Annotated in this window: 17 protein-coding genes and 1 pseudogene; 9 read left to right on the forward strand and 9 right to left on the reverse strand. The window is 72.6% G+C overall.

Annotated features, from left to right (window positions below; translation table 11 throughout):
- Nucleotides 1-648: 648 nt before the first annotated feature.
- Complete coding sequence (locus tag AB0C76_RS10300) at nucleotides 649-852, reverse strand: cold-shock protein (protein WP_030060085.1); 204 nt, start codon at nucleotides 850-852, stop codon at nucleotides 649-651.
- Nucleotides 853-1,174: 322 nt separating this feature from the next.
- Here AB0C76_RS10300 and AB0C76_RS10305 point away from each other — a divergent pair, with 322 nt between their 5' ends.
- The 9 genes from AB0C76_RS10305 (at nucleotide 1,175) to AB0C76_RS10345 (ending at nucleotide 10,595) form a co-directional block, all read left to right on the forward strand.
- A complete protein-coding gene (locus AB0C76_RS10305; protein ID WP_359962537.1) occupies nucleotides 1,175-2,071 on the forward strand; it encodes a menaquinone biosynthesis protein in 897 nt (298 codons plus the stop codon).
- Between the two features lie 139 nt (nucleotides 2,072-2,210).
- Nucleotides 2,211-3,854: a protein kinase gene (locus AB0C76_RS10310; protein WP_359962540.1), complete on the forward strand. Its 1,644-nt coding sequence runs from the start codon at nucleotides 2,211-2,213 to the stop codon at nucleotides 3,852-3,854.
- Nucleotides 3,855-4,040: 186 nt separating this feature from the next.
- A complete protein-coding gene (mqnC, locus tag AB0C76_RS10315; protein WP_359962543.1) occupies nucleotides 4,041-5,261 on the forward strand; it encodes a cyclic dehypoxanthinyl futalosine synthase in 1,221 nt (406 codons plus the stop codon).
- Between the two features lie 49 nt (nucleotides 5,262-5,310).
- On the forward strand, nucleotides 5,311-5,961 hold the full coding sequence (locus AB0C76_RS10320) for a hypothetical protein (RefSeq protein ID WP_359962546.1): 651 nt from the start codon (nucleotides 5,311-5,313) through the stop codon (nucleotides 5,959-5,961).
- Nucleotides 5,962-6,220: 259 nt separating this feature from the next.
- Entirely contained in the window at nucleotides 6,221-6,808 is a 588-nt protein-coding gene (locus tag AB0C76_RS10325; protein ID WP_359962548.1) for a hypothetical protein, read from the forward strand.
- Nucleotides 6,809-6,945: 137 nt separating this feature from the next.
- Entirely contained in the window at nucleotides 6,946-7,647 is a 702-nt protein-coding gene (locus tag AB0C76_RS10330) for a demethylmenaquinone methyltransferase (RefSeq protein ID WP_359962549.1), read from the forward strand.
- 117 nt (nucleotides 7,648-7,764) lie between these two features.
- Nucleotides 7,765-9,075 (forward strand): geranylgeranyl reductase family protein, encoded by a 1,311-nt coding sequence (locus AB0C76_RS10335; RefSeq protein WP_359962552.1) that lies wholly within the window; start codon nucleotides 7,765-7,767, stop codon nucleotides 9,073-9,075.
- Nucleotides 9,076-9,185: 110 nt separating this feature from the next.
- A complete protein-coding gene (locus AB0C76_RS10340) occupies nucleotides 9,186-10,022 on the forward strand; it encodes a TIGR03619 family F420-dependent LLM class oxidoreductase (protein WP_359962554.1) in 837 nt (278 codons plus the stop codon).
- A 27-nt stretch (nucleotides 10,023-10,049) separates the two neighbouring features.
- Complete coding sequence (locus AB0C76_RS10345) at nucleotides 10,050-10,595, forward strand: nucleoside deaminase (RefSeq protein ID WP_359962556.1); 546 nt, start codon at nucleotides 10,050-10,052, stop codon at nucleotides 10,593-10,595.
- Nucleotides 10,596-10,742: 147 nt separating this feature from the next.
- Here AB0C76_RS10345 and AB0C76_RS10350 read toward each other — a convergent pair whose 3' ends face one another.
- From AB0C76_RS10350 to AB0C76_RS10385, 8 genes and pseudogenes are all read right to left on the reverse strand, one after another.
- Nucleotides 10,743-11,198 (reverse strand): cupin domain-containing protein, encoded by a 456-nt coding sequence (locus AB0C76_RS10350; protein WP_329932195.1) that lies wholly within the window; start codon nucleotides 11,196-11,198, stop codon nucleotides 10,743-10,745.
- 187 nt (nucleotides 11,199-11,385) lie between these two features.
- Nucleotides 11,386-12,657 carry an MFS transporter gene (locus tag AB0C76_RS10355; RefSeq protein WP_359962559.1) on the reverse strand — a complete coding sequence of 424 codons (1,272 nt, stop codon included), beginning with the start codon at nucleotides 12,655-12,657 and terminating at the stop codon, nucleotides 11,386-11,388.
- A gap of 8 nt (nucleotides 12,658-12,665) precedes the next feature.
- A complete protein-coding gene (locus AB0C76_RS10360) occupies nucleotides 12,666-13,922 on the reverse strand; it encodes an ATP-grasp domain-containing protein (protein ID WP_359962562.1) in 1,257 nt (418 codons plus the stop codon).
- 91 nt (nucleotides 13,923-14,013) lie between these two features.
- A complete protein-coding gene (locus AB0C76_RS10365; RefSeq protein WP_359962565.1) occupies nucleotides 14,014-15,300 on the reverse strand; it encodes an ATP-grasp domain-containing protein in 1,287 nt (428 codons plus the stop codon).
- A complete protein-coding gene (locus AB0C76_RS10370; protein WP_359962810.1) occupies nucleotides 15,297-16,310 on the reverse strand; it encodes a cysteine synthase family protein in 1,014 nt (337 codons plus the stop codon). Before AB0C76_RS10370 ends, AB0C76_RS10365 begins: the two co-directional genes overlap by 4 nt.
- Nucleotides 16,305-17,558 (reverse strand): annotated as a pseudogene (locus AB0C76_RS10375) (ATP-grasp domain-containing protein); the annotation flags it as partial. The gene AB0C76_RS10370 and the pseudogene AB0C76_RS10375, both read right to left, overlap by 6 nt.
- Before the next feature lie 146 nt (nucleotides 17,559-17,704).
- Nucleotides 17,705-18,304, reverse strand: a complete 600-nt coding sequence (epsC, locus tag AB0C76_RS10380; protein WP_359962568.1) for a serine O-acetyltransferase EpsC — start codon at nucleotides 18,302-18,304, stop codon at nucleotides 17,705-17,707.
- 171 nt (nucleotides 18,305-18,475) lie between these two features.
- Nucleotides 18,476-22,561, reverse strand: a complete 4,086-nt coding sequence (locus AB0C76_RS10385; protein WP_359962571.1) for an amino acid adenylation domain-containing protein — start codon at nucleotides 22,559-22,561, stop codon at nucleotides 18,476-18,478.
- Nucleotides 22,562-22,736 lie beyond the last annotated feature (175 nt).

Consider the following 22,736-nt stretch of genomic DNA (forward strand, 5'->3'; position numbering starts at 1 on the left):
CCCGGGCGGTGCCCGGTTCGGCGGCCAGGTCCCGCGCCCAGGCCGTGCGGCCGAAAGCGCGTCGGCACAGCATAGAAATCCCGGCTGACACGCCATTGGCCGCTTACCTCTCAGGCGAACGTGGACCACTGAGTGCCCATCACCCGAATCTCCGGATACTGGGTGACGCCCTGACGGACAGGGCTGTTGCGTGACCCGTCGACCGGCTCCGGGTCGACGTCCCTCGGGTGCCACGGAGGGAGACGAAGCATGGCCGGCCCAGCGGCGATCCCGGCCCAGGCCCTTCGGGAACGTCGCCGGTCAGGCGCTGGTGCCGGTCATCGTCGCGGCGCGGGAGAAGACGCTCGACCTCGTCGCCTACAACAGCCCGGCCGGCGACCTGCTGGACGCCCCGGACTCGGCCGTGATCCGGCTCAGGCCGGCACGAAGGCCGCCGCCGCGGCCTGACACGCCGCTGACGAGGCCCGCCGCCGCGCCCGACCGGCGCGGGGGCGGGCCTTCGCGCGTCCGGGGGCGGGGTGGGAAAAGGCAGGGGGCCCGCCGTGTGGCGGGCCCCCTTGGGTGTTGCTCTTGTGCTCACCGTGGCGGCCGTCGGGGGCCGCCTGCGGACCCGTCGGGGTCCCGAGCGATCAGATCATCAGAGGATGGTCAGATAGCGGTGACGTTCTCCGCCTGCGGGCCCTTCGGACCCTGGGTGACGTCAAAGCTGACCGCCTGGTTCTCCTCCAGCGAGCGGAAGCCGCTCGCGTTGATGGCGGAGTAGTGGACGAAGACGTCGGGGCCGCCGCCCTCCTGGGCGATGAAGCCGAAGCCCTTCTCAGCGTTGAACCACTTGACGGTTCCCGTGGCCATGCCGTTCTCCTTGCGAGGCGTGTCGGGGGCCACACCGTGTGGCTCCCGGTCCGCTGCGCTGATCGCCCTGCCTCCGGACGAGTCCGAAGTTTTTCGATATTGCTGAAAAACTACAAAAAGCCTGCGGTTACATGCTCCGCAGGCTTCAAGTACTGCAAGGGGAATCAAACTGCAACTGAGGGCAACGCTAGCATGCGGTTGCGGTGACGACCAGGGGTGAACTGCGGTGCGGACGGCGCGTGTCGGGAGGGCGGGTGCGAGCCGTTCACGACACCGGGCATACGCTGCGGGGAGGCGCACGAAGAGCATAGGGAGCGGCGCAGTGGAGCACACCCCGGAGGAACGCACCCCGGTCAGGCCGAGGGTCGGACACATTCAGTTCCTGAACTGCGTACCCCTCTACTGGGGACTCGCCAGGACCGGCAATCTGCTCGACCTCGACCTCACCAAGGACACCCCCGAGAAGCTCAGCGACCAGCTGGTCGCCGGCACGCTCGACATCGGCCCGATCACCTGCGTCGAATATTTGCGGCACGCCGACGAACTGCTCGTCCTGCCCGACATCGCGGTCGGCAGCGACGGGCCCGTGATGTCATGCGTGATCGTCAGCAAGGTGCCGCTCGCCGACCTCGACGGCCGCCGGGTCGCCCTCGGCTCCACCAGCCGCACCTCCGTCCGGCTCGCCCGCCTGCTCCTGGAGGAGCGCGAGGGCGTCCGCCCCGAGTACTTCAGCTGCCCGCCCGACCTCGCCCAGATGCTCGCCGACGCAGACGCCGCCGTCCTCATCGGCGACCCGGCGCTGCGCGCCTACCTCGGCCAGGCCGCCGACCTCGGGCTCACCGTCCACGACCTGGGCGCGATGTGGAAGGAGTGGACCGGCCTGCCCTTCGTCTTCGCCGTCTGGGCCGTGCGCCGCGAGTTCGCCGCGCGCCGGCCCGAACTGACCGCCGCCGTCCACCGGGCCTTCCTGGAGTCCCGCGACCTGTCGCTGGTCGAGGCCGCCAAGGTCGCCGAGCAGGCCGCCCGCTGGGAGGCCTTCGGCGCCGACGTGCTGGAGCGGTACTTCAGCGAGGCGCTCGACTTCTCGCTCGGCGAGCGGCAGCTGGCCGGAGTCACCGAGTTCGCCCGCCGGGTCGCGCACGACAGCGGCTTCGCGCCGGACGTCGCCGTGCGGCTGCTGGAGCCGGTGGCGGGCCTGGAACCCGCGGTGGTCGGCTGAGGTCCTGACGGGCCGGGGCCCCTGCGGGACCCCACCGGTCGGCCGGGGCCGGTACGGTCTGCTCCCGGGTGCGCGCGGTGCGGGCGTCCGGGAGCGGCCCGGTGAAGGGCCGTCCGTCGGCGAGGGGAGCGTGCGGGGGATGCAGGCACTGGGGTCGGACGACCCGCGCCAGGTGGGCGCCTACCGGCTGTTGCGTCGGCTCGGCGCCGGCGGAATGGGCCGGGTCTACCTCGGCCGGACGGCCGGCGGGCGCACCGTCGCCGTCAAGCTCGTGCGCGGCGAACTCGCCGACGACGCCGAGTTCCGAGCCCGCTTCCGGCAGGAGGTCGCGGCCGCGCGCCGGGTCGGCGGCGCCTGGACCGCGCCCGTCCTGGACGCCGACACCGAGGGCGAACAGCCCTGGGTCGCCACCGGCTACGTCGCCGGGCCCGCGCTCGGCACCGCCGTCCGCGACGGCGGGCCGCTGCCCGAGGCCGCCGTGCGCGCCCTCGGCGTCGGGCTCGCCGAGGCGCTCGCCCACGTCCACGGCCTCGGCCTGGTGCACCGCGACGTGAAGCCGTCCAACGTGCTGCTCACCCTGGACGGCCCGCGGCTGATCGACTTCGGCATCGCCCGCGCCCTGGACGCCGCCGGCGGATTCACCCAGTCGGGTTACGTCGTGGGCTCGCCCGGCTTCATGTCGCCCGAACAGGCGAACGGACAGGGCGTCGGGCCGGCCGGGGACGTCTTCTCGCTCGGCGCGGTGCTCGCCTACGCGGCCACCGGCGTCCATCCCTTCGGCGAGGGCGTCAGCGCGGCCGTCCTCCTCTACCGCGTACTGCACGAGCAGCCGGACGTTCCCGGGCTGAGCGGGCCGCTGCGCTCGATCGTCCTCGACTGCCTCGCCAAGGAGCCGTCCGACCGGCCCACTCCGCAGCAGCTCCGTGCCCGGCTCGACCCGGAGGGCACGGCGGCCCTGCGGCTGCGCCAGGGCGGCTGGCTGCCGCCCGCGCTGGCGGCGGGGGTGGGGCGCAGCGCGGTCGAACTGCTGGACCTGGAGGGGGAGTCGGGGAGCGCTCCGGCCGACGTGTCGCCGGCGGCCGGGGGGCCGGCTTCCAAGGCGGGTGCGGGGACGGGGGCCGGGGTGGAGTGGACGCCGACCTACGTGCCACCGGCGCCCGGAGGTGGTTCCCGGCCGCGCCGCACGGTGCTGGTCGTGGCGCTGGCGGCCGCGCTCGTGGTGCTCGCGGGCGGCGGTTACGGGACGTACCGGTGGCTGAACCCGGCGGCTCCGGCGGTGACGGCCACGAGCAGTGGTTCGCCCGCCGGCCCGTCCGGGAGCGGCAGCGCCGCGCCGGAGCCCGCGCCGACGCCGGACGGTCCGACCGCGGTGGCGAGCACGCCCGGCGGGCCGAACGCGGTGCCGGCCGCGTTCCTCGGCACCTGGACCGGGGACATGGTCACCGACAAGGGCCTGCCCGCGGGCACCACCCGGCTCACCATCGGGCCGGCCGCGATCGGGCAGGAGAACACCACCAGCCAGAACGGCATGTCCGGCATCATCTCGATCAGCTGCGACGGCGTGTGGAAGCTGCGGGAGGCGGGCCCGAAGAAGCTCGTGTTCCAGTCCCGGCTGGTCCGCTCCAGCCTGCCCGGCGCGTGCTCCGGCGGGGCGTACGCCGAGACGCTCACCCTGCAGGACGACGGGACGATCCGCTTCACCTCCGCCGACCCGGTGGCGGGCAACCCGGCCGGGACGATGCACCGCACGGGCGCGGCCCAGTCCGACGGCGCGGCGCGCTGACCCGACGGGAACGGGCGGTGAACACAGGGGGGCAGGAGGCGGCAGCGGGCCGGGCGGCGGGCTGGCGCAGGGGCCGGAATCGGCTGGCGTAGGCTGGTTCGGCCGTACCCGGTAACACCCGCGACCGGGACCGACGCCGTGAGAACAGCAGTACCCGAGCAGTTCCGAGAGAGAGAAGGCCGTCAGGTGTCCGAGCTCGCAGCGACCACCCTCGATGCGCCCAGCACCGACCTGCAGGCCGTGCTCGACCGCGCCGCCGGCGGCGCCCGGATCACCCCCGAGGAAGCGCTGGAGCTCTACCGCTCCGCGCCCCTGCACGCCCTCGGCTCGGCGGCCGACGCGGTGCGCCGCCGCCGCTACGCCGGCACCGAGCACATCGCGACCTACATCATCGAGCGCAACATCAACTACACGAACGTCTGCGTGACGGCGTGCAAGTTCTGCGCCTTCTACGTGCCGCCCAAGAGCGACAAGGGCTGGTCGCGCGAGCTCGACGAGATCCTGCGCCGCTGCGCCGAGACGGTCGAGCTGGGCGGCACCCAGATCATGTTCCAGGGCGGCCACCACCCGGACTACGGCGTCGAGTACTACGAGCGCGCGTTCTCGGCGATCAAGGCGGACTTCCCGCAGCTGGTGATCCACTCGCTGGGCGCCTCCGAGGTCGAGCACATGTCGCGGATCTCGGGCGTCTCGATCGAGGAGGCCATCACCCGGATCCACGAGGCGGGCCTGGACTCGTTCGCGGGCGCCGGCGCCGAGCTGCTGCCGGAGCGCCCGCGCAAGGCGATCGCCCCGCTGAAGGAGTCCGGCGAGCGCTGGCTGGAGATCATGGAGGCCGCGCACGGCCTCGGCGTGGAGTCCACCTCCACGATGCTGATGGGCACCGGCGAGACCAACGCCGAGCGGATCGAGCACCTTCGGATGATCCGCGACGTGCAGGACCGCACGGGCGGCTTCCGCGCGTTCATCCCCTACACCTACCAGCCGCAGAACAACCACCTGAAGGGCTCGACGCAGGCGACCGTCTTCGAGTACCTGCGGATGATCGCGATCGCGCGCCTCTTCCTCGACAACGTCGCCCACATCCAGGGCTCCTGGCTCACCACCGGCAAGGAGGCGGGCCAGCTGTCGCTGCACTACGGCGCTGACGACCTCGGCTCCGTGATGCTGGAGGAGAACGTCGTCTCGGCGGCCGGGGCCAAGCACCGCTCCAACCTGACCGAGCTGATCCACCTCATCCGGGCCGCCGACCGCGTCCCGGCGCAGCGCTCGACCACGTACGAGCACCTGCGGGTGCTGGACGACCCGGCGAACGACCCGGTCGACCCGCGCGTCGCCTCGCACATCGCCTCCACGGCGATCGAGGGCGGCACGGCGCACCCCGAGCTGAAGATCCTGGACAACTGAGCGGCACCGCCGTGGCCGCCGCAGCCGTGCCGGGCGCCGTGGTGCCGCCGTGCTGACCCTGCACCGGGCGGGCTTCGTGCTGCCCGATCCGGCCGGGGCCGGCCCCGCGCCCGCCGCCAGCACCGTGCTCGTCGACGGCGCGGTGCTGGTGCGCGGCGAACTCGTCGAGGCGGCGGGCCCGTTCGGCGAGCTCGCGGCGGCGCATCCGGGCGCCCGGGTGCGGGACTGGGGCGCGGCCGTGCTCACGCCCGGGCTGCGCAACCCGTACGGGCACGGGCTGTTGGAGCGCGCCTACCACCCGGACCCGCGCGAGGAGATCGGCGCCGAGCCGGTGCCGGGCGGGCTGGACGCGGAGAGCGACGACGTGCGGTGCGGGGCGAGCGCCCGACGCGGGCTGCAGCGGATGCTGGGGTTCGGGGTGACCGCGGTGGCCGGGCCCTTCGAGCGGGCGTCGGTGCGGACGGCGGTCGCGCGGTCCGGGCTGGCCGCGCTCGCTCCCGGGGGCGGCACGGGTGCCGCCGAAGGCCCGTTGGACCCGCTCGCCGTGCTGCCGCTCGCGCAGGCCGCGCACGGGCGGATCGAGGCCGGGGGACGGGCGGACTTCGCGGTGTTCGCGTGCGACGGGGACGTTCCGGCACCGCTGCCGGGAGGCTGCCTGGCGACCGTGCTGGGCGGCCGGTTGGTGTACAGACGGCGCTGACGGCGCGGCGGGTGCGGGCTCCCGCACCGCCGTCGGCCCGTCGGTGGTCCGACTTCCTTGCGGCGCAAGGGACTTCCTTCGTGTGCGGCCGAAGTCCGGCCCGTGCGGCGCCGGGTGATTGCCCCTTCGCCGTGACCTGAGGGCCCGCCAGCGGATACGATCCCGGACAGCTCACTCCGTACCCCCACCACACCACCGCCCGGGCCCGCGGGCGGCGGGGCCGCGTCCCCGGCCCCGACGCAAGCCAGGACAAGGAACCATGCGATCCGCGACCGTCCCCCCGCCGCGCACCCCGCGGTTGGGCCGTGGCTGGTACCTCGCCGCCGTGCTCAGCGCCGTGCTCGCCGTGGGCATGTGCCTGCTCGGCTGGCGCCAGGCCGACCAGGCCGACCGGATCGAGGCCCACCCGGTGCGGGTTGAGGGCGTCGTCACCCAGCTCCCGACCGGGGGCGGCTCCTACAGTGCGGTCAGCTACCGGGTCGGCGGCCAGGCCCACACGGCCGCCGCGCTGCCGCTCGCGGACGGCACCAAGGTCGGCGACCCGATCTGCCTGGAGCACGCCGCCGACGACGCGGGCGCGGTGCGGATCTGCGGCGACACCTACCCGCAGCCGGTCGGCGTCGGGCTGGCCCGGTACAGCGTGCCGGTGGCGGTCGCGCTGTTCCTGGTCTGCGTGTGGCGCATCCGCCGGCACCGGCGGGCGATCGCCGTCCGCACCGGGCAGGGCCGGATCGCCACCACCGTCGCCTTCGCGGCCGGGGCCCTGGCCGAAGGGATGCCGGCGATAACGGACGGCAAGCGCTCGCGCCGCAAGCGGCGCGCGGGCGGACGGCGCGCACTGCACTGACGCGGTGCCCCGCGAGGCGCGGACAGGTGCGCCGGGGGCGTGCGGAAGGGCGCCTGTGAGCTCCGAGGGGCGCGGGCCGCGGGCGCTGCGCTGCCCCGTTGCTCCGGGCGCGGGCGCCAGGGTGAACAATGGGGGGCGTGACCCGAGCCTCTCTGGACAAGCAGCCGCACGAAGTCGCCGCCATGTTCGACGACGTCGCGGCGAAGTACGACCGAACCAACGACGTGATCTCCCTCGGCCAGGCCCGCGCCTGGCGCCGGGCGGTGGCCGAGGCGGTGGCCGCCGGACCCGGGGACCTCGTGCTCGACCTCGGAGCCGGCACCGGCACCTCCTCGCTTCCCTTCGCGGAGGCCGGCGCCAGGGTCGTCCCGTGCGACTTCTCCGTCGGGATGCTCGCCGAGGGCAAGCAGCGCCACCCCGAGCTGCCGCTCACCGCCGGGGACGCGACCCGGCTGCCGTTCGCGGACGACACCTTCGACTCGGTGACGATCTCCTTCGCGCTGCGCAACGTCCACGACACGGACGCGGCGGTGCGCGAGATGTACCGGGTCACCAAGCCCGGCGGCAAGCTCGTGCTGTGCGAGTTCTCCACGCCGACCTGGACGCCGTTCCGCACGGTCTACACGGAGTACCTGATGCGCGCCCTGCCGCCGGTCGCCACCGCGGTCAGCAGCAACCCCGACGCCTACGTCTACCTCGCCGAGTCGATCCGGGCCTGGCCGGACCAGCCCGCGATGGCGGCCCGGCTGCAGGAGGCCGGCTGGTCGAAGGTGGCCTGGCGGAACCTGACCGGCGGGATCGTCGCGCTGCACCGGGCGTACAAGACCGTCGCCGCGTAGCCGTCGTCCCTCCCCGCCCCGTAAGCGGACCTAGACTGCCCGAGGCGGCAGCCGCCGTTCACCCGTCGCCGTCGTTCCAGCCGTCGTTCCAGCCGTCGTTCCAGGAGAGTGCCCACCGTGTCCGAGACCGCAGCCGCCCCGACGAAGCCGGACAGCACCGTCGAGAGCACGGCGGACGTCATCGTGGTCGGCGCGGGCCCGGCCGGTGCCACCACCGCGTACTACCTCGCACAGGCCGGCCTGGACGTGCTGCTGCTGGAGAAGACCTCCTTCCCCCGCGACAAGGTGTGCGGCGACGGCCTCACCCCGCGCGCCACCAAGCAGCTCGTGGACATGGGCATCGACGTCTCCACCGAGAACGGCTGGCTGCACAACAAGGGCCTGCGCATCGTCGGCGGCGGCGTGCGGCTGCAGCTCGACTGGCCCGAGCTGTCCTCCTTCCCCGACTACGGACTGGTCCGCAAGCGCGCCGACTTCGACGAGCTGCTGGCCCGTCAGGCCGAGAAGGCCGGCGCCCGCCTGTACGAGCGCTGCAACGTCAGCGGCCCCGTGCTGGACGACCGCACCGGGCGCATCGTCGGCGTCACCGCCAAGCTCGGCGAGGAGAAGCGGGAGGTGACCTTCCGCGCCCCGCTCGTCGTCGCCGCCGACGGGAACTCCACCCGGCTCTCCCTCGCCATGGGCCTGCACCGGCGCGAGGACCGGCCGATGGGCGTCGCCTACCGGACGTACTTCACCTCGCCGCGCCACGACGACGACTACCTGGAGTCCTGGCTGGAGCTGTGGGACACCCGCGGCGGCCAGCGCCGCCTGCTGCCCGGCTACGGCTGGATCTTCGGCATGGGCGACGGCACCTCCAACGTCGGCCTCGGCATCCTCAACTCCTCGCCCGCGTTCGGCGAGCTGGACTGGCGCGAGGTCCTCAAGGCCTGGTGCGCCGGCATGCCCGAGGAGTGGGGCTACACCCCCGAGAACATGACCGACCCGATCCGCGGCGCCGCACTGCCGATGGCCTTCAACCGGCAGCCGCACTACACCCGCGGACTGCTGCTCGTCGGCGACGCCGGCGGCATGGTCAACCCGTTCAACGGCGAGGGCATCGCCTACGCGATGGAATCCGGCAAGATCGCCGCCGGCGTCATCGTCCAGGCCAACGCCCGCGTCACCGACGGCGGACGCGAGCGCGCGCTGCAGGCCTACCCGCGCATCCTCAAGGACGTCTACGGCGGCTACTACACGCTCGGCCGCGCCTTCGTGAAGCTCATCGGCAACCCGCAGGTCATGCAGATCGCCACCCAGCGCGGGCTCACCCACCCGATGCTGATGCGCTTCGTCCTCAAGCTCCTCGCCAACCTCACCGACCCCCAGGGCGGTGACGCCATGGACCGCGTCATCAACGGCCTCGCCAGGGTCGCGCCGAACGCCTGACGGACGGCCCGCGGGCGGACGGCACACCACCGTTCGCCCGCACCAACAAATTTGATCAAGCATTGCCAAGAACCGCCCGCGCACGAAGGCCAATTGCTAGCCTGGCAGCCATGCGGATAGGCGTGAACGTCCCCAACTTCGGTCCCGGAACCCACCCGGAACACCTCGCCCGATGGGCCAAGACCGTCGAGGGCCTGGGCTTCGACCTCCTGATGGTCTCCGACCACGTCGCGATCACCCCGGACGTCGCCAAACAGTATCCGGCACCGTTCTTCGAGCCCTTCACCACGCTCTCCTGGCTCGCCGGCATCACCACCCGGGTCCAGCTGGGCACCACCGTCCTCATCGTGCCCTACCGCCACCCCCTGCTGATGGCCCGGATGGCCGCCAACCTGCAGCAGCTCAGCGGCGGACGGCTGATCCTCGGCGTCGGAGTGGGCTGGGCCAAGGAGGAGTTCGCGGCGCTCGGCGTGCCCTTCGAACGGCGCGGCAAGCTGACCGACGAGTACCTGCGCACCATGCGGGCCGCCTGGGACGACGAGGCCGACTACGGCAGCGGGCAGATCCCGGTCTGGGTCGGCGGCAACAGCGACGCGGCGCTGCGCCGGGCCGTGCGCTTCGGCGCGCCCTGGCACCCGCTGCGGTTCACCATGCCGTGGTTCACGGAGGCGGTCGGCCGGCTGAGGGCCATCGCCGACGAGGCGCAGCAGCCGGTGCCGGAGCTGGCGCCGCGCATCCTCCTGAAGCTGACCGACCGGCCCGTCGACGGGCCGGACCGCAAGGCCGGCGAGGGCACCATCGAGCAGATCCTCGGCGACATCGAGCAGCTGCGCCTGACCGGCGCCGACACCGTGCTGCTCGACCCTTACCTCGGCGACCCGGACGAGACGCTCCGGCCCGAGGTGGCGTGGCAGGCCCTGGCCACCGTCGCCGCGCACAGGTCCTGATCACCCCCCCTTAGAGACGGAGTACCCGTGGCCAGCAACGCCCATGACCTGCACGAGAGCGACGTCGCCGGCGCCGCCGCCGTCACCGAGTCCGATCTGCCCTACCTGCGCCGATGCGTGGAACTGGCGACCGAGGCGGTGGAGGCCGGCGACTACCCGTTCGGCTCCGTGCTCGTCTCGGCGGACGGCAAGATCCTCGCGGAGGACCGCAACCGCGAGTCCAGCACCGGGGACCCGACCCGGCACCCGGAGTTCGAGCTGGCTCGCTGGGGGGCGGTCAACCTGAGCCCCGAGGAGCGGGCGAAGGCGACCGTCTACACCTCCGGCGAGCACTGCCCGATGTGCGCGGCGGCGCACGGCTGGGCGGGCCTCGGCCGGATCGTCTACGTGAGCTCGACGCGGCAGTACCGTGGCTGGCTGGCCGAGTGGGGCGTGAACATCACCTCGCCGCTGAACCCGCTGTCGGTGCGGGACGTCGTCCCCGGACTGGAGGTGGCCGGCCCGTCGCTCGAACTGGCCGGTGAGGTCCGTGAGTTGCAGCGCCGCTTCCGCGGCATTGACGCGGTGGTCTGAGCTTTCGCCGCTCTTCTCCGCCGCCACCGCGTCCCGGTGGCGGCGGAGGTCCGTCCGGAGCCCGGGAGGGCGGGGCGACAACGGAACCGGGCCCGACAGCGATCCGCTGTCGGGCCCGGTTCCGTCGTCCGTCCGGCCGCCGGTGGATCAGACCATCCGCTGGTCGTACTTCGCCATGTGCTCCTGCAGCTCCTCGAGGCTGGGGTTGCGGCCGTTGGCCGTGAGGCGCTCCAGGCCGCGGAAGTAGTCCTCCCGGTTGAAGATCGGGTAGAACATGATCAGCAGGGTGGCGTCCTCCTTGCCCCGGTTGGTGAAGCCGTGCGGCGCACCCTTGGGGACGTAGGCGAAGGCACCGGGCTCGCCGACGACCTTCTCGTCGCCGATGGTGAACTCGATCTCACCCTTGACGACGTAGAACATCTCGGTGGACTGGTCGTGGATGTGCGGGGCGGCGCCGTTGGCCTCCGGGGCCATGTGGTGCTCGAAGAAGCCGAACTCCCCGTTGGACTGCTCGGTGGTGAGCTTGAAGTAGGTCTTCTTGCGGCCGTCGCGGATGCTCGCGAACTCGCCGCCACCGGCCGGAACATACAGGGGGATGGACATGTCTCTCCTCAGTGTGTTTCACAAGGGCCGGCCCGTCGGACGGGCCGGGTCTTTCGGTGGTCGGTTGCTCAGGTGGTCGGTTGCTCAGGTGGTCGGTTGCTCAGGTGGTCAGGTGATGCGGTGGTCAGGTGATGCGGTGGTCAGGTGCTGCGACGGCCCGTTGCTGCGGTGGCCGGTTGCCGTGGTGCTAGCCGGCCTCGGCCAGGGCGGCCTCTTCTTCCTGCGGGGCCCGGGCGTCCGCCTGGGCCTGTGCCCACCGGCCGATCGCCGGCGCGGCGAGGCCGCAGGCGGCGAACAGGGCGGCGAGCACGACCCACCCCGCGGTCCCGGTCGTGACGACCAGGCTGACCAGGACCGGTGCGGCGATCTGCTGCACGGCCAGGCCGAGCCAGAAGACCGAGAGGTAGACGCCCTCCTGGCCGGGCACCGCCAGCAGGTAGGAGGCGCCCCACCCGCCGGCGGACTGCCACAGCTCGCCGCCGGTCAGGGCGACCATGGCCAGGAGCAGGACGCCGATCGCCAGGATGACCGGGAGCTCGGGCGCCGCGGTCAGCAGCAGGCAGCAGATGGCGAGTGAGAACCCGGCGCGGACCAGGGCCTTGGCCGCGCCGGCGATGGTGTCGGTCCCGCGACTGGCCCGCACCTGGAGGGCGACCGCGAGGACGGTGTTGACCGCCACCAGGGGGGAGATCACCGCGGACGAGACGCCGGTGTGGCCGGTGATCCACATCGGGATGCCGATGCTCAGCAGGGTCATGTGCATCGTCAGCACCGCGTTGATCCCGGTGAACGACAGGAACGACCCGTCCCGCAGCACGCTCATCGAGAACCGCCGCCGCAGGCTCGACGCCGACGCGTTCAGCACCGGGAGCCGGGAGGCCAACAGGGCGAGCACCGCGAGCGTCGTGGCGTTCAGCAGCAGGATCCCAGTATACCCCGCCCGGGTATTGATCAACAGTCCGATTCCGCCCGCGAGGGCGCCGACGGTGAAGCCGACGTTGCGGATCGACCGCAGGATCGCGATCATCTTGATCCGCTCGTCGCTCGACACCACCTGCCCCACCAGGGCCTGCTCCATCGGCGCGGCGGCCTTGTCGACCAGCCCCAGGACGCAGACCACGGCCAGGAATTCCCAGAGGTTCTGGACGAACGGGTACACCACGAAGCAGGCGCTGCGCCACAGGCTGACCCCGACCAGCACCTTCTTGGGGCCGATCCGGTCGGCGAGGATGCCGATCGGGATCGCCGTGCCGAGGGCGATGGTCGCGGACAGGGTCAGGCCGAGGCCGAGGTCTCCCTCGGACAGGCCCACCGACCTGGTGATGAAGGGCACCGACACGGACAGGAAGGCGCCCGTGCCGACCGCGTTGATCGTCGCCATGACGGCGAGGCGCCAGCCGACCGAGCCGCCCGGCATGGACCCGCGCAGGCCGCGGATGCGCTGCCACAGAACAGACATGTCGTTCCTCAGTCGGTTGCGATGCGAATGGCGGCGTCCGCGTCCAGCACGCGCCGGAGCGTGCCGTCGGCGTCCGGCCCGGTCGCGATGACGTGCCCGGCGCGGTCCCAGGACGACGCCCACGGGCGGACCTCCTGGCCGACCACGACGTCCACCTCGGCGTCGTGCACGCCGGGCAGCGCCTTGGCCGTCTCCAGGCCGGAGATCTCCGTGACGGTGCCCGGCTCGGCGGCCAGGAACCTGATCGCCGACGTCCGCTGGGACGCGCTGGGCAGGCTGACCGGCCGGCCGGCGAGCAGGTCGATCAGCGTCAGCCGGATCTTCGTGTCGTAGGCCAGGTCGACCAGGTCGATCAGGTAGTCGCCCGGGCAGCGGCCGGCGCACTCGACCAGGGTCGGGCCCTCTCCGGTGAGGATCCACTCGGCGTGCAGGATCCCGGTCCGGAAGCCCGTGGACGCGACGAGCTGACGGATCGCCGTGGCGAACGCGGCCTGTGTGTCGTCGTCGAGCGGGGCGGGCAGCAGGTGGCCGAGCTCGACCGGGTGCGGCCCCTCGATCACCGACTTCGCGGTGACGTTCTCGAAGATGACCTCGCCGTCGCGCACCAGCGCCTCGACGCTGAACTCCGGCCCCTCCAGGCGCTCTTCGGCGAGGAAGCGCCAGCGCAGCTCGCGGTCGGGCACCTGCTCGTACTCCGAGGCGGACGACGTCCGCTCCCAGGCCAGCGCCGCACCGGCGGCGTCGACCGAGTCCAGCAGCTGCACGCCGACGCTCGCCTGCCGGTTCGCGGGCTTGACGACCACCGGGCCGTCCCCGGCGAAGTCGAGGATGTCCTCGGGCCCGAACACCTCCCGCCAGCGCGGGTTGCGCACGCCGCCGGCGCCCGAGACCTCGCGCAACCGGGCCTTGTCGCGCAGCGCCTGCGCGGCCTCCTCGGTGGCGCCGGGCAGCCCGAGCTTCTCGGCCAGGGCGGCCGTCGCCGGGACGGCGTACTCCAGGCCCGGCACGACGGCGGCGATCGGGCGCTCGGCGGCCAGTTCGACCGCCAGGTCCAGGGCCTCGGTCGACTGCTGGTAGCCGGCCGCGACGATGCGGTCCAGGCAGTCGAAGCGCGAAGCCGCGTCCTGCAGCTCCCGCTTGCGGATGATGTCGGGTTCCTCGATCACCACGACGGACCCGCTCGGGACCTTCCCGTCGATGGCGCGCAGGTACGCCGCGTTGTAGCCGACGAACACCACCTGTGCGTTCGGGTCGGGGGCGGTCATGCCAACCTCCTGGTTGCTGGGGCGGTTGCTGGGCCGGTTGCTGGGCCGGAGCACTGACTGGGCACTGCGGAATCCGTGCCGGGGCCGCGCCTCACGCGGGGGCCCCGACCGCGCCGGCGTGGCCGGCCGCGCGCGACGGCACGCCGTCCACGACGACCTCGACGGTGGCGAGCACCTCGGCGAGCCGGGCCCGCGCCTCCTCGGGGGAGGCGCCGGAGACCACCACGTGCCCGTGCCGGCTCTTGGAGTCGCGGACCTCCGGAGCGGTGTCCCCGGGCCGCAGGCGCACGCTCAGCTCGTCGACGAAACCGAGCCGCTTCGCCTCCTCCACGCCGCGGACCTCGTCGACCCGGCCGGACGGGAAGGTGAAGAAGTGGACCAGCGCCGTCGCCGTCGGGACCGGTACCTCGGTCGGCGTGCCCGCCATGCTCGCGAAGACCGCCCGCTCGACGTCCAGGCCGGTGGCCAGCTGGACGAGCCGCGGGATGCGGTCGCCACCCAGGCGGGCCTGGGACTCGACGATGCGCGGGCCGCGCCCGGTCAGGATCACCTCGGTGTGCGCCGGACCGAACCGGTAGCCGCAGGCCGTGAGGAAGTCCGTGGTCAGCCGCTCGATCGCCGCGCGGTCGCCGTCGGACAGCGGCGCCGGGTGGACGTGCCCGGCCTCCACGAACAGCGGCGGCGGGCCGAGCAGCTTCTCGGTGATCCCGACGACCTGGTGGCGGCCGTCCTCGCTCAGCGTCTCGACGCTGAACTCGGGGCCGCGCAGGTACTCCTCGACCAGGAACGGGCCGTCGTAGCCGTACTCGTCGACCAGCGCGGTCCACGCCGCCAGGTCCTCCGGGCCCTGCCACAGGAACACCCCGCGGCTGCCGGCGAGCGCGGAGGGCTTGACCACCACCGGGTGGCCGATCCGCTCGACCGCGCCCGGCACCTCCCGGCGGGTCGGCGCGGCCTCGAAGGCCACGGGGGAGAGTCCGCGCTCCGCCAGCAGGTCGCGCATCGCGTGCTTGTCGGCCAGGTAGCGCACCGCCGACGCCGGGTTGAGCTCCGCCCCGAGTTCCTCGGCCGCCTCGTACGCGGTGACCATCGTCTCCTCGCGGCCGATGTGGTACACCACCGAGGCGCCCTGCTCCTTCGCCACCTCGCGGATGGTGCGGCCGAGTTGCTCGTGGTCCTCGAAGTCGGCGAGGACGAAGAAGTCCGCGAGCCCGCGCACGTCGTCCAGGTACTGCGGGGACTCCAGGCGGGTGTCCCAGATCGCACCGACCCAGTAGCCCTCGGCCTGCGCCTTCTGGACGAACTGGCGGTACGGCATCACCATCAGCAGGCGCGGCCGGCCGTCGGTCCCCTCGGTCCCGTCGATCGCGGGGCTCAACGGGCACCGTCCCCGGCGGCGGGCGCGGCGGCGGGCGTCGACGCGGCCTCGCGGTTGAGCAGGCTCAGGTAGCGCTCGCCGGTGTCGGGCAGCAGGGTGACGATCCGCTTGCCCCGGAACTCCGGACGACTCGCGACGACGCTGCTCGCGTGCACGACCGCACCGGCCGAGACGCCGACCATGAGACCGGCCCGCAGGGCGAGTTCACGGGTGGTGCGCAGCGCGTCCGCGTCCGCGACCGGGATCACCTCGTCGATGAGCCCGCGGTCCGTCGTCGGCGCGATGAACCCGCCGTTGAAGCCGGGGATGCAGTGCGTGCCCGGCTCGCCGCCCGACAGCAGCGGCGAACCCGCCGGCTCCACCGCCACGATCCGCACCGCGGGGTTCTTCTCCCGCAGGTACTTGCCGGTGCCGCTCAGCGTGCCGCCGGTGCCGACGCCGCACACGAACACGTCGACCCGGCCCTCGGTGTCGGCCCAGATCTCCGGACCGGTCGACTCGTAGTGCGCCCGGACGTTGTCCGCGTTGTCGTGCTGGCAGCAGAACCACGAGCCCGGCGTCTGCTCGTGCAGTTCCTGGGCCTTGTCCACCGCCGCCTGGTAGCCGCCGGTGTGCGGGGTGCGCACCACCTCGGCTCCCAGCGACCGCAGCATCGTCACGCGCTCCTGCGTGGCGTTGTCCGGCAGCACGATGACGCAGCGGTAGCCGCGGGCCGCCGCCAGCGCCGCCAGCGAGATGCCGGTGTTGCCCGAGGTCGCCTCGATCACGGTGCCGTCGCCCGGGGTCAGCTCCCCGCGCTCCTCGGCGGCCTTGAGCATCGACAGCGCGGCGCGGTCCTTGCTGCTGGACCACGGGTTGAACAGCTCCAGCTTCGCGAGCACCGCCGCCCCGGCCGGGGCGCCGTCCACGATCCGGTCCAGCGGCAGCTCCAGCAGCGGCGTGCCGCCGATCAGGTCGACCAGCGACCGCGCGACCGGGCGCGCCGCGACCGGCTCGGTGCGGATGATGATCTCGCGGGCGGCGGCCTCGGCGGTGCGCGCCGCGAGCTGCGCGCTCTCGGCGATCACCAGGACGTGACCGGCGCGGTCGCCGTTGCGGCGCACCTCGTGCAGGACGTCGCCGGGCTTCGGCTTGACGACGACCTCCTCCACGCCGGGCTGCGCGGCGGCGCGGTCCTGGCCGCCGACGGACACGACCCGGCCGGCCGGGGCGGTCAGGTAGCGGATCGCGGCGCCGCCGACCGGCTTCGCCGGCACGACCTCGGCCGGCAGCGGCTCGCCCAGGTACTGGCGCGACACCAGCTCCAGCGAACGGATGCCGAGAGCGCGGTCGACCAGGTAGGTGATCTTCCCGCCGGCGGGCCGGGGGTTGATCTCCACGAGCTTCGGTCCGGACGGGGTCACCTTGATCTCGACGTGCGCCATGCCGAGGTCGAAGCCGACCGCGCGCAGGGACTCCACCGCGAGGTCGCCGATCGCGCGGACCGTCGCCTCCGGCAGGCTCGACGGGAAGCTGTGGCCCAGCTCGACGAAGTAGCCCTGGCCGGTCACCGACTTGTCGGTCACGCCGAGCACCTCGAAGCGGTCGCCCTCGGCCAGCACCTCGACGCTGACCTCGGGGCCGGTGATGAACTCCTCGACCATCAGCTCGTGGTAGCGGCTCTGGCCGCGGGTGTTCTCGACCCGCGACCGGATCAGCGCCACGTGCTCGGCCGCCTGCTCCGCCGTCTCCACCAGCCTCACGTCGGCGCTGCTGGTCTCGTCGGCCGGCTTCACCACGCACGGAAGGCCGATCTCTGCGGCGGCCGCGGCGGCCTCCTCCGGGGTCCGCACGGTGCGGAACGCGGGCATCGCCACGCCGAGTTCGGCACAGCGGCGGCGCATCAGCGCCTTGTTGCGGGCCGTCGCGACGCCGTCCACGCTCACCGTCGGCAGCCCGAGCAGGATCGCCACCTCGGCGGCCACGACCACGTCGTACTCGGCCAGCGTCAGGAACGCGTTGAACGGGTGCTCCGCCGAGGCCGCACGCACGTGGGGCATCAGCTCGTCGAGGACGTTCGTCTCGCAGTGCACGATCTCGTCGACGTACTTGTCGAAGTAGGCCGGGCCGCCCGGCACTTCGAGGTACCGGTCCAGGTCGCGGGTGAAGAAGGTGACGCGGCAGTCGAGTTCCTTGAGGATCTGCAGACCCTCGAAGCCGGAACCGGAGAGGTTGCTCTCCAGGACACCTACATGGATCACGTATGCCTCCGTTGGCATGCCGACCTGCGGTCAGGGGACTGGCGGTCGGGCGGTCGGGCTGACTCGCGGGGGAGCCGACTTGCGATGAATGGGGGAAGGGAAGCGAAGGGAAGGGGGAGGAGGGCCGGGCGGCCGATGGGGAGCGGGCCGGGCGGCCGGGCGGCCTACCAGTAGCCGGACGTCGCCAGGGTGCGCAGCAGCTGGGAGGTCTCCTCGGTGGGCGGCCGCTGCGAGACCTTCGCCGCCGGGGCCATCACCCGGGCGCCGGCCGGCACGTCGGCCAGCACGAGGGCGCCGGCCCCGATCAGCGCGTCGTCCCCGACCGTGACCGGGCCGAGCACGATCGCGTTCGTGCCGATCACCACCCGGTCGCCGACCACCGGGTGGCGGCGGGCGCCGGGCTTGCGCCAGGAGTCCCGCCAGAACCCGACCGCGCCGAGCGTCACCTGGTGGAAGATCGTCACGTCGTCGCCGATCACGGCGGTCTCACCGATCACCACGGCCGCGCCGTGGTCGATGAACACCCGCCGGCCCAGCCGGGCCCCCGGGTGGATCTCGATGCCGCCGGTCACGGCGCGCGCCACGTACGCCAGCACGCGCGCCGTCTGCCGGTGCCCCCCGGTGTGGAGGACGTGCGCCACCCGGTGGGCCCACAGCGCCGGCAGGGCCGGGTGCAGGAGCGCCTCCCTCCGGGTGCGGATCGAGGGGTCCCGCTCGACGATCACGGCGAGGTCCTCCTTCGCCCTGGCGATCGTCCTACGCATGCCGTCCTCCGTCTGTCATGGCCTGTTCCCCGCTGCTCCGTCGGATGTGGTGACCCGGCCCGGTGTCCGGGGCGGTGACCGGGCTCGGTGCCCGGTGCGGTGGCCCGGCCCGGTGTCCGGTGTGGTGACCGGTGTGGTGACCGGGCCGGGCGTCCGGTGCGGTCGACGGGCTCAGTAGTTCGGGACCTTGACCAGCGTTCCGGTGCCCTCGACGATCTCCGGCAGGTAGACCCGCTCGTTCCAGGCCTCCTGCTCGACCGGTTCCAGGGCGATCGACACGGCGCCCTCGTCGACCGAGAACGCGGTCTTCACGGCGCTGGTGATCGCCTCGACCAGGTCGGAGATCTGCTGCGCGTCGAGATCGTTCGGGAAGTGCTTGATGTTGACGTGGGGCACGCCGGTGACCTTCCTCATGAGCCGTGCGGACTTGATGGCGGAGGTGAGTTCGTCGATTCCGCCGGAACGGATCAGGCCGTAGTGGTCGGCCTTCAGCTGGGTGATCGTGGGGGCCTGCGCGGTCAGCGCGTAGCCCGAGTCGATGAACGAGGACTGGTCCGCGTCCGCCCGGAACACCGTGACCGGCGCCGAGACGGTGCGCTCGGCCAGCTCCTCGGGGGCGTACTCGAACAGGAAGGTCCGCCACACCACGTCGGTGATCCGGCGCACCAGGTCGCGCTCCAGGTGCTCGAAGCGGCCGCAGACGAAGTCGACGAAGCTCTCCCCGTCGCGCGTCGCCGCGATGCACTCCTCCACCGCCGACTGCTCCAGGTTCCCGGAGAAGACGGAGTAGAGGATCGCGACGAACGTCGGGTCGGTGAAGCTGGCCGCCGCGTCGGCGGGCGCCTCCAGGTGCGCCTCCACCGGGGGCTTGCCCGGCGCCAGGAGGATCACCTCGTCGACCTGCTCGCCGGCGCGCTCCAGCTGGTAGGCCACCTCGAAGGCGACCCGGGCGCCGAAGGAGTAGCCCCACAGCGTGTACGGGCCCTGCGGCTGGACCTCGCGGATCAGCTCGATGTCCCGGGCGACCATCTCGTCGAACGTCGGGTACGCGGTCTCGCCGGCGTTGATGCCGTGGGCCTGCACGCCGAGGAACGGCGACGTCAGGTCCAGCCGGCTCGCCAGCAGGCGCAGGCTCATCGGGTAGCCGCCGAGCCCGGGCCAGCAGAACACCGGCCGGCGGCCCTCCTCCCCGGCGCGCAGGCGCACCAGGCGCGACGACGCGGTCGACGGCTCGCGGTCCACCCGCCGGGCCAGCTCGGCGATGGTCGGCGCCTCGAACAGCACCTGCAGCGGCAGCCCCGCGCCGAGCTCCTTGTTGATCCGGCTGATCAGGTTGACCGCGGTCAGCGAGTGCCCGCCGGAGCCGAAGAAGTCGTCGCGGATGGAGACCCGCTCCTGCTTCAGCACCGTCCGCCACAGGGCCGCGATCGCCTCCTCGGTGGGCGTGCGCGGCAGGACCACCGGCGTCTCGGTGTCGTCCACCGCGGCCTTGTCCAGCTCGCGCAGCGCCTGGTGGTCGACCTTGCCGTTCGGGGTCAGCGGGAAGGCGTTCAGCACGGTGACCCGGTTCGGCACCATGTACGGCGGCATCGCGTCGGCGAGGTTGTCCTTGACGATCTCGGCCGGCCCGCGCATGTGGACCGAGTCCTCCTTCATGCCCTCGCTGAGCCGCTGCTCCTCGCTGATGCGGCCGCCGACGGCGAAGTAGGAGGCGGTCTCCGGGCCGAGCCCGACGATCTCCGCGATGCGACGGGCGGCCGACAGCGGGTTGCCGGTCTCCGAGCTGTAGCCGGAGGACATCAGGCCGAGGCCGAGGTCGTTCATCTGCAGGCGCTGCAGCTCGCGGCCGAGGTCGGTGTAGCGCTGCCAGGGCTCGTCCGCGCGGCCGAGGATGCTGACCCCGAAGGCGGCGCGCTGGTACACCTCCTGGTTGATCGCGATGACGTGCTGCTTGCGCACCAGCTCGTCGGACACCTTCACCAGCTCGCCGTCCGCGTAGCGGTACTGGCCCGCGGGCAGGTCGGCGATCCGCCCGGGGTGGGCCTGCACGTAGAGCTCGACCGGGTCGGCGACGGCCGGGGCCGCGGCGCTCTCCACCTCGTAGGTGGCCAGGTAGTAGTCCTCGCCGGGGCAGCGCAGGAGGTCCTTGACGGCGGGCTCGCCGGTGCGGGCGGTGATCCGCAGGCCGTAACCGGGCAGCACGTGGTCGAACAGGCCGACCATGTGACCGGCCTCGAACTGCAGGACCTCCTGGACGTTGTTGAGATAGACCGCCTCGATGGCCGACCGGCTTCCGACGAAGTGGGCCTTCAGCCGCGGTTCCCCGGCGGGGGCCGGGGCGATGAGCACGAGGCTGTGGTCGACCGGGTGGAAGTAGTAGTAGCCAGGTTCGAGGCCCGCGACGCCCGAAAGCTCCAGGTAGAGCTGGGTGGCGTACAGCGAACCCGGGGAGGCGTAGCCGTACTTGGGCAGCAGCCGCTCGGCGCTGGTGAACCGGCCGAAGTTGCGCAGCAGCGCGCCGAGCTCGGCCGGGGTGAGGGTGTCCGGGGTGCGCGGCGCGGTCGTCGCCGTACCGACCGGGCGGGCGAGCAGGTTCAGGACGTCGTCCCGGGTGACCTCGCCGCCCTCGTAGAAGCGGTACGTCTTGCGGGCGAACGCGGTGCGCCGCTGCTCGGGCGTCTCCTGGCGCCCCTCCAGCGCGACGGCCGGCAGGCCGGGCTCGTTGCGCACGCCGAGGCCGGCGAGCTGCGCCTTGAGCTGCAGCTTGCTCTTCTTCGACTGGTGGTGGGCGCCGTGGTTGCCCTGGTCCATCAGCGAGGCCTGGTTGGGGTCGAGCTCGATGAACGCGATGAGGTTGGCGCCGGTGCGCTGGTCGTTGCGGACCAGGACGGCGGCGCGCTTCACCCAGTCGTGGGACTCGATCGACACCTTGATCTCGTCCAGCTCGACCCGGAACCCGCGCAGCTTGACCTGGCTGTCGGTGCGGCCGAGGAACTGCACCGTGCCGTCGTCGTTCCAGCGGGTGAGGTCGCCGGTGCGGTAAAGGCGGTCGTGGGCGGGGTCGTCGGAGAACGGGTTCGGGAGGAACCGCTCGGCCGTCAGGTCGTCGCGGTGCAGGTAGCCGCGGGCCACCTGGACGCCGGAGATGTACAGCTCGCCCGACTCGCCGGGCGCCACCGGCTTCCGGTCGTGGTCGAGGATGTGGAAGCCGAGGCCCCGCACCGGGTGGCCGATCGAGATGTGGTCCGGGCCCTGGCGCACCGCGTCCCGGTCGACCTTGAGCGCGGAGGAGTTGATGGTGCACTCGCTCGGGCCGTACAGGTTGATCAGGTCGCAGTCCGGCAGCGCGTCGAAGACCTCGATCGCGAGGCTCTTGGTGAGCGCCTCGCCGCCGCTGAAGATCTGCGTCAGGGACTTGCAGTCCCGCAACCGGCCGCTGTCGACCAGGGCCTGAATGAGCGTCGGCACGCCCTGAAGAGTCGTCACATCATGGGCGGTGATCAGGTCGAGCAGGCCGTTGGGGTCCGCGTAGACCCCGCGCTCGCTCATCACCACGCTCGCGCCGCAGGCGGGCGCGAGGATCTCCCACTGGGCCGCGTCGAAGCTCAGCGGCGTCTTCTGCAGCACCGTCCGGGTCCGGTCGAGGCCCTGTTCGTCGGCCATCCAGCGCATCTGGGCGACGATGCTGTGCTGCTCGATGCCGATGCCCTTCGGGTTGCCCGTGCTCCCGGAGGTGTAGATGACGTACGCGAGGTCGTCGCCCCGGGTGGGGCGGGGGGCTTCTGCGACGCGGGCTTCTGGGGTGCGGGCTTCTGGGGCGGGGGTGGCCGTGTCCGTGCCGGTCCCGTCCGGGCTGCCGAATGCGCCGGCGGCTGCCTCGGCGAGGGTGATGATCCTCGTTTCCGGCGGTGCCATCGCGCCCAGTCTGGATGTCAGCGCCGCGTCGGCCAGGATGACCTTCGTGCGCGAGTCCACCACCATGTACCGAACGCGTTCGTCCGGATACTCGGGTGACAGCGGCAGATATGCGGCACCGGCGTGCAGCACGCCCCACACACTGGCCATCAGATCGACCGACGGTTCCATGTAGATGCCGACCGGCTCGTCCGGCCGTACGCCGAGTTGCCGCAGGTGGTCGGCGATGTGCTCGCTACGGTCGCTGAGCTGCTGGAAGGTCAGTCGCTCGGTGCCACAGGAAACGGCGGTCCGGTCGGGCTGGACGAGCGCGGCCGCGCGCAGCATGTTCGAAAGAGTCAATTCCTCAGACCCCGTGAATATCGCCATCATTCCTCGAATTCGTCATTCTTCGAGCACATAGCCGACAAGGGTGCATGCCAAATAAGGCCGACGTCATAAGGAGCAGGCGCGGCCGACCGCCTGTTGTCGCGATGCACAGACCCGGCGAAGAGGGCATGCGAAAAGCGCGTTAACA

The sequence above is a fragment of the Kitasatospora sp. NPDC048722 genome, assembly GCF_040650235.1.
Taxonomy (GTDB): domain Bacteria; phylum Actinomycetota; class Actinomycetes; order Streptomycetales; family Streptomycetaceae; genus Kitasatospora.

Coding starts and splice junctions, on each gene's coding strand:
- AB0C76_RS10355 (WP_359962559.1), bottom strand. CDS start 12,657: ATGTCTGTTCTGTGGCAGCGCATCCGCGGCCTGCGCGGGTCCATGCCG.
- AB0C76_RS10350 (WP_329932195.1), bottom strand. CDS start 11,198: ATGTCCATCCCCCTGTATGTTCCGGCCGGTGGCGGCGAGTTCGCGAGC.
- AB0C76_RS10310 (WP_359962540.1), top strand. CDS start 2,211: ATGCAGGCACTGGGGTCGGACGACCCGCGCCAGGTGGGCGCCTACCGG.
- AB0C76_RS10300 (WP_030060085.1), bottom strand. CDS start 852: ATGGCCACGGGAACCGTCAAGTGGTTCAACGCTGAGAAGGGCTTCGGC.
- epsC (WP_359962568.1), bottom strand. CDS start 18,304: ATGCGTAGGACGATCGCCAGGGCGAAGGAGGACCTCGCCGTGATCGTC.
- AB0C76_RS10340 (WP_359962554.1), top strand. CDS start 9,186: ATGCGGATAGGCGTGAACGTCCCCAACTTCGGTCCCGGAACCCACCCG.
- AB0C76_RS10325 (WP_359962548.1), top strand. CDS start 6,221: ATGCGATCCGCGACCGTCCCCCCGCCGCGCACCCCGCGGTTGGGCCGT.
- AB0C76_RS10360 (WP_359962562.1), bottom strand. CDS start 13,922: ATGACCGCCCCCGACCCGAACGCACAGGTGGTGTTCGTCGGCTACAAC.